The organism is Pontibacter brevis (assembly GCF_054779655.1).
In genome coordinates this window covers 17467-31159 of the sequence record NZ_BAAGXV010000070.1, presented here as the reverse complement: position 1 = coordinate 31159, position 13693 = coordinate 17467, and the positions used below count along the sequence as shown (strand labels likewise).

Here is a 13693-nt window from a genome sequence, read left to right as displayed (position 1 = left end):
GGCAGTAGGGGCAGTTTACCTGGATAGTTATCTCGCACATAACTTCCTATAAACACCCTTGCTGCCATACTTATTCCAACATCATACATTCTAGAACACAGCCAACAAAAAATATTACCTCTTGTTACTCCATTTTTATTCTGCCGTCAAGATTTAAGCTATTGCGTTTATGCAGTAACAATAACTCCTTATATTGCTTCTTGTCCTGCCTTCGTCCCCTTTTTTTAATAATTTTGTAAAACAACAGATTTAAAGGGAGCAGCATGTTATGCTAAAAATATGCTCTCACGTACATTATACCGCCCGCAAAACAGCAAAAAAGCTGCAGTCTCAAATACTGTAAGTGGGCAATATTTTGAAACATACAGAATATGAAAGCATGCCAGAGTTAGAGTTAAATGAATTTTTAGAAAGAACCTATTTCAACAATACGGTACTGGATTACCTGATCTCGCTGGGTATCTTAATTGCCGGTTTTATCCTGATTGTCCTCTTTAAAAAGATAATATTAACCCGTCTTGTAAGATGGACTTCGAATACCAGCACGTCGATTGATAATTATGTGGTAGAAGGAATCTCCCGTTTTGGTATTCCCGCTTTATACATATCCGTTGTATATGCCGCTGTAAACTACCTGGTGCTTTCTGTCCGCCTTTCCAAGATACTGGAGGTGGCAGTTACCGTTGCCGTTACCATCCTGCTCATCCGGTTTGTTTCGAATGCTATTCTGGTTGTGCTGCGATCCTACGTTCGCAGTCAATCGAATGGGGAGGAGAAAGTGAAGCAGTTAGGAGGCCTGATGCTTATCCTCAATGTGATCATCTGGTTTATAGGCCTGGTGTTCCTTTTTGATAACCTGGGCTATGATGTCACAACGGTTATAGCTGGTCTGGGTATTGGTGGTATAGCCATAGCCCTGGCTGCCCAAAACATACTGGGTGACTTGTTCAACTACTTTGTTATCTTCTTCGACAGGCCTTTCGAGGTGGGAGACTTTATCATTGTAGAGGATAAAATGGGTGTGGTGGAATACATCGGTGTTAAAACCACCCGGTTAAAAAGCCTTTCAGGAGAGCAGCTCGTTTTCTCAAACAGCGACCTGACAAACTCACGCGTTCACAACTATAAGCGCATGCAGCGGCGCAGGGTTTTGTTCCGGTTCGGAGTTGTGTACCAGACCTCCCTGGAGCATGTGCAGGAAATCCCTCGAATTGTAAAATCCATTATTATGGAGCAGCAGCCGGTGGAGTTTGATCGCTCGCACTTTGCCAGCTACGGAGACTCCAGCCTGGATTTTGAGTCCGTTTACTACGTGCTTAGTTCTGAGTATAACGTGTACATGGATGTGCAACAAAAAATTAACCTGCGCATTTTTGAAGAATTCCAGAAGCGCGGAATTGACTTTGCTTACCCAACCCGCACGCTGTATGTAACCAACGAGAAAAAAGAGCAGGTAAGTGAGGCTTATTAATTTTAACATCAAACTAAATAGCAAAGACCTATGCAATATAGACCTTTAGGAAAAACAGGATTGAAAGTATCGGAAGTCTCATTGGGAACCTGGCAGGTTGGTGGACGTTGGGGGGAGCCTTTTAATGAGCAGAATGCGGAAAATATCATCAACAAAGCCATAGATGCAGGCGTTAATTTTATTGATACTGCCGATGTGTACAGTGCCGGTGAAAGCGAAGCCGCTGTAGCAAAGGTGGTGAAGAGCCGCTCAGAAGAAGTTTACATCGCTACCAAATGCGGGCGCCAGATTCAGCCGCATACACCGGAGGGGTATACGCCGGAGCGCCTGACCGCGTACGTGGAGGAAAGCCTCCGGAACATGAAGCTGGATACCATCGACCTGATTCAGCTACACTGCCCGCCGACAGAAATCTACAGCCGTCCGGAGATCTTCGAAGCCTTTGAACGGCTGAAGGAGCAGGGGAAAATCAGGAATCTAGGTGTGAGTGTGGAGCTGGTAGAGGAGGCCATGATGGCTATGCAATACCCGAACGTGACGACGGTCCAGATTATTTATAACATGTTCCGCCTGAAGCCCGGTGAGGAATTCTTTGCCAAAGCAAAAGAAAGCAATGTGGGCATAATTGTGCGTGTGCCGCTGGCAAGTGGCCTGCTGACAGGTAAAATGAGCCAGCAAACATCCTTCAGCCCGGATGACCACCGCCACTTTAACAGGAACGGGGAGGCTTTTGACAAAGGGGAGACTTTCTCTGGTGTCGATTTCAACCTGGGCCTGGAAGCTGTAGAAGAACTGAAGAAACTTTTCCCGGGGCAGGAGCCTTTAGCGGCCTGGGCCATCCGATGGGTGCTGATGGCCGAAGAAGTAAGCACTGTTATACCAGGTGCGTCCAGACCGGAACAGGTTACCTCAAACATTAAAGCAGCCGAACTGCCAGCCCTTTCAGCTGAACAGATGCAGGGCGTGCAGGAAGTGTATGACGAGTACATCCGCCCAAGCGTGCATGCTTTGTGGTAAGAAGAACAACAATAAATAAATAAAGATACTTATGCATGTTAAAACGGTTGTAGTTGCTTCCGCTAACCCTGTTAAAGTGAATGCAGCCCTGGGTGGGCTGCGGCGCATGTTCCCGGATGTTGCATTTGAGGCAAAACCTGTCTCAGTGCCTTCCTGTGTGGCAGACCAACCCATGACGGATGCGGAAACACTGCTAGGGGCCAGCAACAGAGTGCAGCATGCATTTGATGCCAATCCGGATGCTGACTTCTGGGTGGGCATTGAGGGCGGCGTGGCTTCCATCGGAGAAGAGTTAGCGGCCTTTGCCTGGGTGGTGGTCCGGACGAAAGCCTTGCTGGGGAAAGCCCGCTCCGGTACATTTTTCCTGCCGCAGGCTGTCACCGAACTGGTGCAGCAGGGGATAGAGTTAGGAACAGCTGATGACATGGTCTTCAACCACTCCAATTCAAAGCAGAAAGGCGGTGCCATCGGGATACTGACTGACAATGTGCTTGACAGAAAAGAACTCTACGAGCAGGCAATGATACTGGCCCTGGTGCCATTTAAAAATGAGCAACTTTATGCGGAGAATCCTGCCAAAGCTTAAAAGGGTTTTCAGTAAAAAAGCAGGAGATTGTGAACCCTGTAAACACACAGGCTATGAAATATAAAAAGTTAGGTAATGCTGATTTTGAGGTTAGCGAAGTAAGTTTCGGCTGCATGTCTCTGAGAGAAGACCATGCGGCCAATGCCAGACTGCTGCACCAGGCACTGGACAAAGGCATCAATCTTTTTGATACGGCTGATTTGTACCAGCAGGGTGAAAATGAGAAAACAGTCGGCAAAGCCTTCAGCGGCATGCGCGATAAGGTCTTATTAGCTACAAAAGTAGGTAACCAATGGCGCAGCGATGGCAGCGGCTGGGACTGGAACCCAACAAAAAGCTACATTCTGCAGGCGGTAGAGGATAGCCTGAAACGCCTGCAGACAGATTATATCGACTTGTACCAATTGCACGGCGGCACCATCGAAGACCCCATGGATGAAACCATCGAAGCATTTGAACTCCTCAGACAGCAAGGCAAGATCCGGGCATACGGCATTTCCTCCATCAGGCCAAATGTTATCAGGGAGTATGTGAAGCGGTCGCATATAGCTTCAGTGATGATGCAGTACAGCCTAATCGACAGACGCCCGGAAGAAAGTGCGCTGCCCCTGTTGCAGGAGCATAACATTGGGGTGCTGGCCAGGGGCAGTTATGCCCAGGGGCTGTTGCTGGATAAACCTGCTAAACAATACTTAGGCCTGAGGGAAGAGGAGGTGCAAAAAGCGGCAGATGCTGTTCAGCGTGTGGCAGGAAACAGGCGTTCAGCAGCTGGGGTAGCCGTGAGGTTTGTCACAGGCAATCCCGCTATCACTTCCGCTGTGCTTGGCATCCGGACGGAGGCACAGCTGCAGGATGCGTATCAGGTAGCCGAATCCACACCGCTCACGGAAGAAGAAATGCAGACCTTGCAGCAGGCAGTAAAGCCGAAAAAGTACGAACAGCACCGTTAGCAGCCTTTTTAAAATCAGAAAGAGCCCGTTGTGGCTGCGGTAGATTTCCCTGCAGCCACAACGGGCTCTTTCTGACATATTCGCAAAATGGATGCGATACCGCTATCCATACGTTTACAGGTTTCTGTTCAACTCGCTCATCATCATTTCTTCTTCCTGTCGTTCCATTTCTATTAAAGCCTCTGCTCTTGGGTTTGCAAGTGCTTCTTCCATATCGCGGTCTTCGATTTGTACCTGTACCTGACGGGCATGCTGCACGAGCGTCTGGAATAAGCGGCGCTGGCTTTTATGAGTCGGCAGGTACTCCGGGTGCCACTGCACACCTACAATGTACTCCTGCCTTACGTTTTCAATCCCCTGCACCACATCATTTTCTTCACGGGCCACAATCTCAATATCGGTGCCCGGCTCTTTTACCGCCTGGCTGTGCAAGGCGTTTACCTCCAGTTGCCGCACGCCCAGTACCTGCTCCAGTTTACTGCCCGGTTTTATATTCACTCTTTTCACCGGGAAAATACTGGTCGGATTCGGCTCTTCCAGGTAAAACGTGTTGATGTCCTGGTACAGCGTACCACGGAAGTACACATTAAGCAGCTGGGAGCCGCGGCAAATACCCATAACCGGCAAGTTCTTCTTTACAGCCTGGTCTATCAGCTGAAACTCGAGGTGATCACGGTCACGGTCGAGCCTGCTGCCGTGCTTTCTGTTTCTGCTGAAAACCTTCCTGACAAAAAAGAGGGCGGGGTAATAGAGCCATCGGGTAAAGCGGCCTACCCGATGAAAAATATTTTTATGTGGTTCATTTATGGTCCTTGCAAGGTACTCGTCTATTACGTTTTCCTGCTGATATGTGGTGGGGTCCACGTCGGCACCGCCTCCGATGATCAGCCCCTGAAGACCGTCGGCCGTTCGGGGGCTGGAGGGAGTGATACGTACAGGCTTTCCACCCGCTATCCATATTGCCAGTGAAGTAAAAAACCATGCTACGCCACCACCTCTGTCTGGCCCTGTTACGCCAATGGTAGGCCTGTTTCTGTTAATCTTAAATTTCTTTGTTATCAAAGCCACTTTTCTGTCTGTTTTGTCCATTTACTATCAAACCCGATGAGCGTATCTTCTTTAAGCGCTAAATATTCTTTGCTCATCTGCGCTAACTTCTGTGGGTCGTTGGCCAGTTCTTCCAGCACTACCCAGTTGTTCCATTCCTTTGCCAGCGTCCAGTCCGGCTTTGATACCCAGCTGTTGGGTAGCCGGTAATGAAATGTCTCCCTCGCCTTTACATTACCAAGATCATGGTATTGGTTTACCTGCTCTTCCCGAAGGGCAGCAAAAAGAGGGTACATGTCCAGTGGGCGGTTGCGGTCCGGGTTAAGCCGGTGATAGTCCTCTATCAGCGTTGCCATGTCCGGATGATAGGAGGGGTGTAGCACCAGTTCGGCATACTCTGCCGGAAACGGATTAATAAAGGAGGTTACCCTTCGGGCAAAATCTGTTTCCCCTTCTTTCAACAGCCAGGGGTACAGCAGCAGAAATGCCTGGATGTACCTCAGTATCGTGCCAGCATCTGTATCGGGTGTTTCCGGGTTTATGTGGGTGGCAAAGGCATTGGTAATAAAAGCCTCCGTCCCTTTGGCATTGTGCTCATACAACGATTCCCGAAGCTTTTCGAACACCTCTATCTGCGTACACAGTACCGGTGGCGTGGTAATCTCATAGGGAATTACTTTATTTATCACGCTTTCCATAGCCATTTCTACTTCATCCTCAAGCGTTCCGTCTCCGATGCTGAAATCCTTTAAATTGATATTCAGCTTCTCAAGCGGCTCTTTGTACGTCTTTTCGTTGAGTAGTTTCAGGTCTATCTTCACAGAAAAGTCACCAATGCTGGTGCCGGTTACTTTTCTGGAAAAGCGGTGCTCTATCTCTTCTTTCCCCCCATATAACTCCTGGATAATCCTCACGGATTCCTCTATTCCCACGTTGGCGTACTCCAGCTCAAAGCCTACTTTCCGCAATTCCCCCTTCGCATTATGCTGAACAGGTAGTTGTTTGTATTGCATCAGATATAAATTTATCGTCCTACTTATGTTAAGTTGGTGCTTACTAAGTAAAACGGGAAAAGCCTGAAGTCGTTTCAACAAGAGCTGGAGAACTTACTTCAGAAAGTACAATGACAGAACTGCCTGACCCGTGTCAGCGCTATTCAAAATACCTGTGATACAATAACTCTGGTGGAAGTCCGCAGGTAACAGGCCTTCCTTAATACCATTTCTGCACAAAGTTTATTTTGCAGGGGCTTTTTCTTCCGGCATTGTGATGGTGGCAGGGCTGTTCCTTTTGGCAAAGAGCAGGTGCACGATTAAAGCCAGCGTTGAGAAGACTAACCCCACCAGCACCACGCCATTCCAGCGCCACACCTGCCATGCCTGGCTGGCCAGGATGGTGCCAATGGCGCCACCCATAAAGTAGGTGAACATGTACACGGTGTTGAGGCGGTTACGGGCCTGCGGGTTGAGGGTGAAAATGAGGGTCTGGTTGGCGATGTGAGAAGCCTGCAGGCCCAGGTCGAGCAGGATAACCCCAACCACCAGGCCAATGAGGCTGGTGCTGAACAGGCCAAACACCACGTACGACAGAATAATCATCGAAACGGTGGCGATGAGGATGTTGCGGGTGTCATACTTGTCGCTCAGCCTACCCATTACGGAAGCCATCAGGGCACCTCCCGCGCCAATCAAACCAAAGGCGCCGGCTACATCGCTGCCTGCATGGAAGGGCGGCCCCTCCAGCAAAAACACCAGCGTAGTCCAGAAGCCGCCGAAGCAGGCAAAGGAGAGGGCTCCCCTGAAAGAAGCCAGGCGCAGCTTGGGCTCTGTCCGGAACAGGTGAACAAGCGATTTCATCAGGCTTTTGTAGTTGCCTTTAAACTGCGGATGAATTTCTGGGAGCAGGTAATATACAAACACCCAAAGAATGAGCATCAAGCCCGCTGCAATGATAAACATGGCCCGCCACCCTAAATGCTCCCCCACGAAACCGCTGAGGGTGCGCGAGCAAAGAATACCTATCAGCAACCCGCTCATTACGGTGCCCACCGCTTTGCCACGGGCCTCCGGGCGGGCCAGGTGGGCGGCCATGGGCACAAAGAGCTGCGGCACAACCGAAGTTGCCCCGATCAGCAGGCTGGCGGCCATCAAAGTGTAAATGTTAGGGGAAAAAGCAGCCAGCAGCAACGACAGGATGATGAGCACAAAATCCACCAGTATCAACCGCTTGCGCCGCAACATGTCTCCGAGCGGAATAATGAACAGCAAACCAATGGCATAGCCCACTTGCGTAAGCATGGCCACCATACCTGCCTGCGCCTGGGGTACCTGGTACGTATAGGCAATTTTTACCAGCAGCGGCTGGTTATAATATATATTGGCCACCACCATGCCGGAGGCAATGGTCATCAGCCAGAGCGTGGTGCGTGTAAGTTGTGGCTCTTCAACAGCAGTATGCGGGTCAGTCATGACGGGTATTCAGGTTCCAGGCTTTTCGGCCACCTGTTCAGCAAATGAACAGAGCAGAAGTGTTTACGGGATTTCTAAACGTGAATCTACTAAAAATAGCGCTAGCCCTTCATTTGTCAGGCAGAATGACGCCGTAAGTGTCCGGGAATTGTGCTTCTTTTGCTATATCTTAAACTCCTGCTGCCCCGTTAGCTATACCTGCACTATAATATAAGGTGTAAGCTGCAGGGTATGCAGGGTAAAAATTGTCTGGAAGTTTAACATCGCGATGACCCAATTTCTTTCAATACTGGGCTTGATGACCCTTTTCATGGACTGGTACGTGTTCCAGGGCTTAAAACGCCTGACCGCTAACTGGCGCTCCGCAGGTTTGCGTTTGGCAGTGTACTGGGCATACTGGTTTTTCTTTATCGGCTTTCTGGTTGGCTTCGGTATCTCCGCATACATCCGTTTTTCCGACGACCACGCCACGCCGCTTGTGCAGTGGTTTATCAATGCCTTCCTGACCTTTTTTGTGACTAAACTAGTGTTCACACTGGTGCTGTTCGCTGAAGACATCTCTCGGTTTTTTACAGCAATTATCCGGTTCTTCAGGGGAGCTACGGGAAACAAGGGGGAAAAAGAGCAGACACTGTGGCCGGAGCGACGGAAATTTGTGAGCCAGTTGGCGCTGACACTCGCCAGTATCCCCTTTTTCTCTTTTGTGTACGGTACCATAAAAGGCAAGTACGATTATACAGTCCACCGCCACACCTTGTATTTCGACGACCTGCCCGAGGCTTTCGATGGTTTCACCATTACGCAGATCTCCGATATTCATTCCGGAAGCTTTGATAACACCGCTGCCGTACAGCGCGGCATCGAGCTGGTAAAGGCACAGCAGTCTGATATGTTTGTGTTTACGGGAGACCTTGTGAATGACCATGCTGCTGAAGTTGTACCTTATATGCATGACTTCGGGCAAATCAAAGCGCCTTATGGCCAGTATTCCATTTTAGGGAACCATGACTACGGCATGTATGCAGATTGGGAGAGTGAGGCTGCGCAGGAAGAGAACATGGAGCGCCTGAAGCAGCACCATGCTACTATGGGCTACCGGCTGCTGCTGGATGAGCATGTGATGATTGAAAAGGATGGGCAGAAACTGGCCCTGCTGGGGGTAGAAAACTGGGGCAGGGGGTTTATTGAAAAGGGAGACCTGGACAAAGCCTTAAGTGGAGTGGAGGAGACCGCTTTCAAAATCCTGCTTTCGCATGACCCTTCGCATTGGCAAGAGATAGTTAAAACACACCCTTCCCGCGTGCATCTTACCCTCTCCGGGCACACGCACGGCATGCAGTTCGGCATAGAAACGCCGCTGGTGCGTTGGAGCCCGGTGCAGTACCGTTATAAAAACTGGGCTGGGCTGGCGCAGGATAACCAGCGTTTACTTTATGTAAACCGCGGCTTCGGCTTTATTGGTTTCAGCGGCAGAGTGGGTATCTGGCCCGAGGTAACTGTGCTGGAGTTGCGAAGGGGGTGATTCCTTGCCTCCAAATTAAGGTCAGGTTTTAGGCTTTTTCTTTTTGGCGGCCGGGAAGAGGATGTTGTTGAGGATAAGGCGGTAGCCGGGGGAGTTAGGGTGCAGGGCAAGGTCAGTAGGGGGCTCGCCGGGCATATGCCAGTAGTCTTCCGGGTCATGGCCGCCATAGAAAGTCCAGGTGCCTTTGCCTATGCTGCCATTCAGGTATCGGACCTCACCTGCCTCGTCTGATACACCCATAATGGTGGCAGCCGCCTTTACATGCTGTTTCTTGAAGGCAGTGGTCTGGCCCATGAAGCCCCGGATGGTTTTCTCGTGGTTCTGCGTGAGCATGGTAGGAATGTGGTCCCATTTAGCGGAGAAAGTAAACAAAGAAAAGTAGTCCTCTTCCTCGAATAAGCCACGTTCACGGCGCTGGTTGTCGATGCTGGAAAATTCCCGGTTGTAGGGGCTTAGGTATACTTCAAAGTCCTTGAAGGCAAAGCACTGGCTGAAGTCAAGCTTCTGTTGCGCCTCCGGGTCTATGCCATCACCGTCATACATCGCATCCACTATGTCTACGCCATTGGCGGCGAGAGCAATGTCGTAAGTGTCGGTAGCAGAGCACATGGCAAACATGAAACCTCCTCCAGCCACAAAGGCTTTAATCTCTTTCACCACGCCCAGCTTCATCTGCGACACCTTATTATAGCCGTACCTGCGGGTCAGCTCTTCCGACTCCTGTTTCTGCGTCGTTAGCCACTCCTGGTTACGACGGCCGGACTTGCCATATTGCCCGGTAAAGTCTTCGTGGTGCAGGTGGAGCCAGTCGTAGCGGGGAAGCTGCTTGTCCAGCACTTCTTCGTCAAACACCAGTTCATAGGGTATTTCGGCATAGTTCAGTACCAGTGTCACTGCATCATCCCAGGGCTGTTCTGTTTTAGGTGAGTATACGGCAATGGTCGGCACCTTTTCCAGTTTCATCACCTCCATATTGGCATCCGGGTCGGCAATCTGCTGCAGGATGATGTTGTATTGCGCATCTGGAAGTTTAGTGTAGGTAACCCCCCTTGCCCGTAGCTCCTCCTCAAACTGTGGTGTTTGCTTAAACCCAAAGCTGCCGCCCCGGTAGTTGAGCAGCCAGTCTACGTCCTGGTGGTGTTGCAGCACCCAGTAGGCGACTCCGTATGCTTTCAGATGGTTCTTCTGGGCATTGTCCATGGGAATCAGCAATTGGCTGGCAGCGGCATGCTGCGCAAGCAGAAGCGTAAAGGCGAGGCTGATGAATAGAAGTTTGCTCATAGTCAGGCCGGATAGGTAGCGTTATAAATATAAAAAGATAAATTTAGTAATACATCCTGCAGTCCTGTTATTTTAGTTGGTTATCAGTGAGTTGAGGAGAAAAGGGAGTGGAAGCATTTTATAGGGGAGGCACTGCAAATCTGGTGTACTTACTCTATAGCCGCAAAATGTCCTGCTGCCAGTACTGCGTAAGTGGAGGGATAGGGCTGGACTGACAGGTATGAAGGGTATTTCGGGCCGGGTGCAGCAGGGAAGGAGCAGGCAAAAAAAGAGCACCACTGGGGTGCTCTTGCTAATCTGTGCGTTTGCGGGCTTTAGACTTTATCAGTCACCGCCAACTTTACTTTGCTCCGGCAGTTCGTTATAGCCTGTTAGTTTTTCTTTTTTGTTTTTATCCTCCGGCAGGTATTCCTCGCCGCTTTCTTCTGTAGTAGACGTGCCGGATTCCTTGTTTGCTGCATCAGCACCGCCCGACACCTTTTCTCCTTCTTTCTCCACTGATGCGGCACTTTTCTTTTCTTCTTCCATAGCGTTTAGTTTTAGTAATCAATTCCTGTTTATTCCTTATAAGTAGAACTGCCCCTAAAAGTTGTGAGGTATGATGCGGGCCAGAGTTTCTTTATCCTTTTCGGTAGCTCGTTCTGTTGCTGAGAGGGCTTATACCGCTGCAGACAACAGCGCTGAAAAGGACCAAAGCTTCTGTTTTGCAGGTACAGCCTTGTCTTCCTATCACCCTGGTCTGTCCCTTGTGCATGCAGCATGTGCAGCAGTCCACAGATGTCAGCAGAACAGCGGCAAGGATTAAATTTGGCCTGGTACACTACAGCAGAAATAAAATATTATTCATTTTGAATTTAAAATATCTGTTTGCTGTTCCTGTATTAGAGCAGGATTAAGTTTTGTTTTAATCAGTTCACCTTAGCGGCTGAAAAAATAGAAAGTGCTTTGTCCCCGAAGGTAATACAAGGTGCAGGCAGTTTCTATTGGGACTGCGTACAGCGAAATAAGGCGACGCCCTAACATAGGGTGTATGTACATGTATTGCAGCAGCACCCCGGCGCGCTCATGCACTCCAAGGCAGGCAACAGAAAGCATATGCTGTTGCAGAAGAACTTACTCTTTTATTGCAGCTGTTGCGTACGCTTTTCTTTTACAGGGCTTTGAGCATACAGCAAAAGATAAAAATAAAGTGCAAAATATTTTAGAGGATGCATGGCAATTTGCCAAAAATTAAGTATCTTCTGTTATTGAAATAATGCGCACCACATACCCCCAACCACCTATGATAAATTTTTAGCTTAGCAGTTGCTTAGACTCCGGCAGATTTTGAGACACTGCTTTTGCTTCATGATGTAAAATGATTCAACCATGTTTAAAGACACACCCTATGAACATTTTAGAGAAAATCAAGACGAATTATAGTGCCTCAACAAACGAGATGACAGTAGCTGCCTATCTCGAGGAGTGTAAGAAAAACCCTAAGGTATATGCCAAGCCTGCTGAAAGGATACTGGACGCCATCGGGGAACCGGAAATGCTGGACACGCGCCAGGATCCCGTGCTAAGCCGCATCTTCTCCAACAAGAAGATTAAAATTTACCCTGCCTTTAAGGACTTCTATGGTATGGAGAGCACCATAGAGCAGATTGTATCTTATTTCAGGCACTCCGCGCAGGGCCTCGAGGAAAAGAAGCAGATTCTGTACCTGATGGGCCCGGTGGGAGGCGGCAAAAGCTCCCTGGCAGAAAAGCTGAAGCACCTGATGCAGCAGCATCGTATTTATGTGCTGAAGGCCGGGGACCAGGTAAGCCCTGTCTTTGAAAGCCCGCTCGGGCTGTTCGCCGATTATACCGAGGAACTGGAGGAGGAGTACAATATTCCGTCCCGCTATGTGCCGGGCTGCATGAGCCCCTGGGCCTCCAAAAGGCTCCGTGAGTTCGATGGCGACATTAACAAGTTTAAGGTCGTCATGCTGTTTCCTTCCATTCAGGATCAAATCGCTATCTCTAAAACCGAGCCCGGGGACGAAAACAACCAGGACATCTCGACGCTGGTAGGTAAAGTCGATATCCGGAAACTAGCTGAATACCAGCAAAGCGACCCGGATGCCTACTCCTATACCGGAGGCCTCTGCCTTGCCAACCAGGGCCTGCTTGAGTTTGTGGAAATGTTCAAGGCACCTATTAAAGTGCTTAACCCCCTCTTAACAGCCACACAGGAAAAGAACTACAAAGGCACAGAGCCTATCGGCGCTATTCCGTTTGATGGTATTATTCTCGCGCACTCAAACGAGTCGGAGTGGGCCAAGTTCCTGAACGATAAAAAGAACGAGGCTTTCCTGGACCGTATCTACAAAGTGCAGGTGCCTTACTGCCTGCGCGTGAGCGAAGAAATTAAGATTTACGAAAAGCTCATCAAGGAAAGCTCTCTCCGCAATGCGCCCTGTGCTCCTAAAACCATCGAGCTGCTGGCAGAATTCTCTGTTATGTCGCGCCTGAAAGAGCCGGAAAACTCTACTATCTACTCTAAGATGCGGGTGTACAACGGCGAAACCCTAAGGGAAACAGATCCGAGCGCTAAGTCTATCCAGGAGTACCGCGACGATGCGGGCATCAACGAGGGCATGCAGGGCATCTCAACCCGCTTTGCCTTTAAGATTCTGTCCAGGGTGTTTAACTTCGACAGCGAGGAGATTGCAGCTAACCCGGTGCACCTGCTTTATGTGCTGGAGCAGGAGGTGGTGAAGATGATGCTTCCGCCTGAAACAGAAACAAAGTACCTGCACCTGATCAAGTCTGTGCTGGCCAGCAAGTATGCCGAGTTCATTTCCGACGAAATACAGAAAGCTTATATTGAGTCCTACAGCTCCTACGGCCAGAACATCTTCGATAAGTATGTGATTTACGCTGACCACTGGATGCAGAACAACGACTACCGTGATCCGGACTCAGGAGAAATCTTCGACAGAAGCATCCTGAATGCAGAGCTGGAGAAAATAGAGAAGCCTGCCGGTATTGCCAATCCAAAAGACTTCAGGGCCGAGGTAACAAACTTTACCCTGCGCTACAAAGCCAACCATGGTGGAGAAAGCCCGAGGTGGGATTCGTACGAGAAGATCAAAAACGTTATCGAGAAAAAGATCTTCACCAATACAGAAGACTTGCTGCCGGTGGTATCCTTTACAGCGAAGTCTAATGAGGAGGATGAGAAGAAGCACAAGGACTTTACCAGAAGGATGAAGGAAAGAGGCTATACAGATAAGCAAATCCGCATTCTGGTGGATTGGTTTATGCGGGTAAGAAAGACGATGGCGTAACTTCCAAACTTCCAAACTCTTTAACTCTCTAACTC

11 protein-coding genes are annotated in these 13693 nt (G+C 49.4%); 6 read left to right on the top strand and 5 right to left on the bottom strand.

Annotation, left to right across the window (positions count from 1 at the left end; all coding sequences use genetic code 11):
• The first annotated feature begins 379 nt into the window (after window positions 1-379).
• The 4 genes from ACYVB1_RS14905 to ACYVB1_RS14890 are packed head-to-tail and all read left to right on the top strand — an operon-like array spanning window position 380 to window position 4024.
• A complete protein-coding gene (locus tag ACYVB1_RS14905; RefSeq protein ID WP_460924582.1) occupies window positions 380-1471 on the top strand; it encodes a mechanosensitive ion channel family protein in 1092 nt (363 codons plus the stop codon).
• 30 nt (window positions 1472-1501) lie between these two features.
• A complete protein-coding gene (locus ACYVB1_RS14900; RefSeq protein ID WP_460924581.1) occupies window positions 1502-2488 on the top strand; it encodes an aldo/keto reductase in 987 nt (328 codons plus the stop codon).
• A 31-nt stretch (window positions 2489-2519) separates the two neighbouring features.
• Window positions 2520-3074, top strand: a complete 555-nt coding sequence (yjjX, locus tag ACYVB1_RS14895) for an inosine/xanthosine triphosphatase (protein WP_460924580.1) — start codon at window positions 2520-2522, stop codon at window positions 3072-3074.
• A 53-nt stretch (window positions 3075-3127) separates the two neighbouring features.
• The gene (locus ACYVB1_RS14890) at window positions 3128-4024 is read left to right on the top strand and encodes an aldo/keto reductase (protein WP_460924579.1); all 897 of its coding nucleotides are present in this window, start codon (window positions 3128-3130) and stop codon (window positions 4022-4024) included.
• 114 nt (window positions 4025-4138) lie between these two features.
• Here ACYVB1_RS14890 and ACYVB1_RS14885 read toward each other — a convergent pair whose 3' ends face one another.
• The 3 genes from ACYVB1_RS14885 to ACYVB1_RS14875 all read right to left on the bottom strand — a co-directional run bounded on the left by ACYVB1_RS14885 (window position 4139) and on the right by ACYVB1_RS14875 (window position 7539).
• Window positions 4139-5092 carry a gamma-glutamyl-gamma-aminobutyrate hydrolase family protein gene (locus ACYVB1_RS14885; protein ID WP_460924577.1) on the bottom strand — a complete coding sequence of 318 codons (954 nt, stop codon included), beginning with the start codon at window positions 5090-5092 and terminating at the stop codon, window positions 4139-4141.
• Entirely contained in the window at window positions 5083-6084 is a 1002-nt protein-coding gene (locus ACYVB1_RS14880) for an amidoligase family protein (RefSeq protein ID WP_460924576.1), read from the bottom strand. The genes ACYVB1_RS14885 and ACYVB1_RS14880 overlap by 10 nt, the downstream gene beginning before the upstream one ends.
• A 222-nt stretch (window positions 6085-6306) precedes the next feature.
• Window positions 6307-7539, bottom strand: coding sequence for an MFS transporter (locus ACYVB1_RS14875; protein WP_460924575.1), 1233 nt, complete (start codon window positions 7537-7539; stop codon window positions 6307-6309).
• A 268-nt stretch (window positions 7540-7807) separates the two neighbouring features.
• Here ACYVB1_RS14875 and ACYVB1_RS14870 point away from each other — a divergent pair, with 268 nt between their 5' ends.
• The gene (locus tag ACYVB1_RS14870; protein WP_460924574.1) at window positions 7808-9061 is read left to right on the top strand and encodes a metallophosphoesterase; all 1254 of its coding nucleotides are present in this window, start codon (window positions 7808-7810) and stop codon (window positions 9059-9061) included.
• 21 nt (window positions 9062-9082) lie between these two features.
• On the opposite strand, the gene ACYVB1_RS14865 is transcribed toward ACYVB1_RS14870, so the two are convergent.
• Together ACYVB1_RS14865 and ACYVB1_RS14860 are read right to left on the bottom strand one after the other, a co-directional pair.
• Window positions 9083-10342: an asparagine synthetase B gene (locus ACYVB1_RS14865; protein ID WP_460924572.1), complete on the bottom strand. Its 1260-nt coding sequence runs from the start codon at window positions 10340-10342 to the stop codon at window positions 9083-9085.
• A 324-nt stretch (window positions 10343-10666) separates the two neighbouring features.
• The gene (locus tag ACYVB1_RS14860) at window positions 10667-10870 is read right to left on the bottom strand and encodes a hypothetical protein (protein ID WP_460924570.1); all 204 of its coding nucleotides are present in this window, start codon (window positions 10868-10870) and stop codon (window positions 10667-10669) included.
• 859 nt (window positions 10871-11729) lie between these two features.
• Here ACYVB1_RS14860 and ACYVB1_RS14855 point away from each other — a divergent pair.
• Window positions 11730-13658, top strand: a complete 1929-nt coding sequence (locus ACYVB1_RS14855) for a PrkA family serine protein kinase (RefSeq protein WP_460924569.1) — start codon at window positions 11730-11732, stop codon at window positions 13656-13658.
• Window positions 13659-13693: the final 35 nt, after the last annotated feature.

What these genes read in the sequence shown, in the direction of transcription:
- ACYVB1_RS14855 (WP_460924569.1), top strand. Translation starts at nt 11,730, where the DNA reads ATGAACATTTTAGAGAAAATCAAGACGAATTATAGTGCCTCAACAAAC.
- ACYVB1_RS14900 (WP_460924581.1), top strand. Translation starts at nt 1,502, where the DNA reads ATGCAATATAGACCTTTAGGAAAAACAGGATTGAAAGTATCGGAAGTC.
- ACYVB1_RS14865 (WP_460924572.1), bottom strand. Translation starts at nt 10,342, where the DNA reads ATGAGCAAACTTCTATTCATCAGCCTCGCCTTTACGCTTCTGCTTGCG.
- ACYVB1_RS14875 (WP_460924575.1), bottom strand. Translation starts at nt 7,539, where the DNA reads ATGACTGACCCGCATACTGCTGTTGAAGAGCCACAACTTACACGCACC.
- ACYVB1_RS14870 (WP_460924574.1), top strand. Translation starts at nt 7,808, where the DNA reads ATGACCCAATTTCTTTCAATACTGGGCTTGATGACCCTTTTCATGGAC.
- ACYVB1_RS14880 (WP_460924576.1), bottom strand. Translation starts at nt 6,084, where the DNA reads ATGCAATACAAACAACTACCTGTTCAGCATAATGCGAAGGGGGAATTG.
- ACYVB1_RS14905 (WP_460924582.1), top strand. Translation starts at nt 380, where the DNA reads ATGCCAGAGTTAGAGTTAAATGAATTTTTAGAAAGAACCTATTTCAAC.
- ACYVB1_RS14860 (WP_460924570.1), bottom strand. Translation starts at nt 10,870, where the DNA reads ATGGAAGAAGAAAAGAAAAGTGCCGCATCAGTGGAGAAAGAAGGAGAA.
- ACYVB1_RS14890 (WP_460924579.1), top strand. Translation starts at nt 3,128, where the DNA reads ATGAAATATAAAAAGTTAGGTAATGCTGATTTTGAGGTTAGCGAAGTA.
- yjjX (WP_460924580.1), top strand. Translation starts at nt 2,520, where the DNA reads ATGCATGTTAAAACGGTTGTAGTTGCTTCCGCTAACCCTGTTAAAGTG.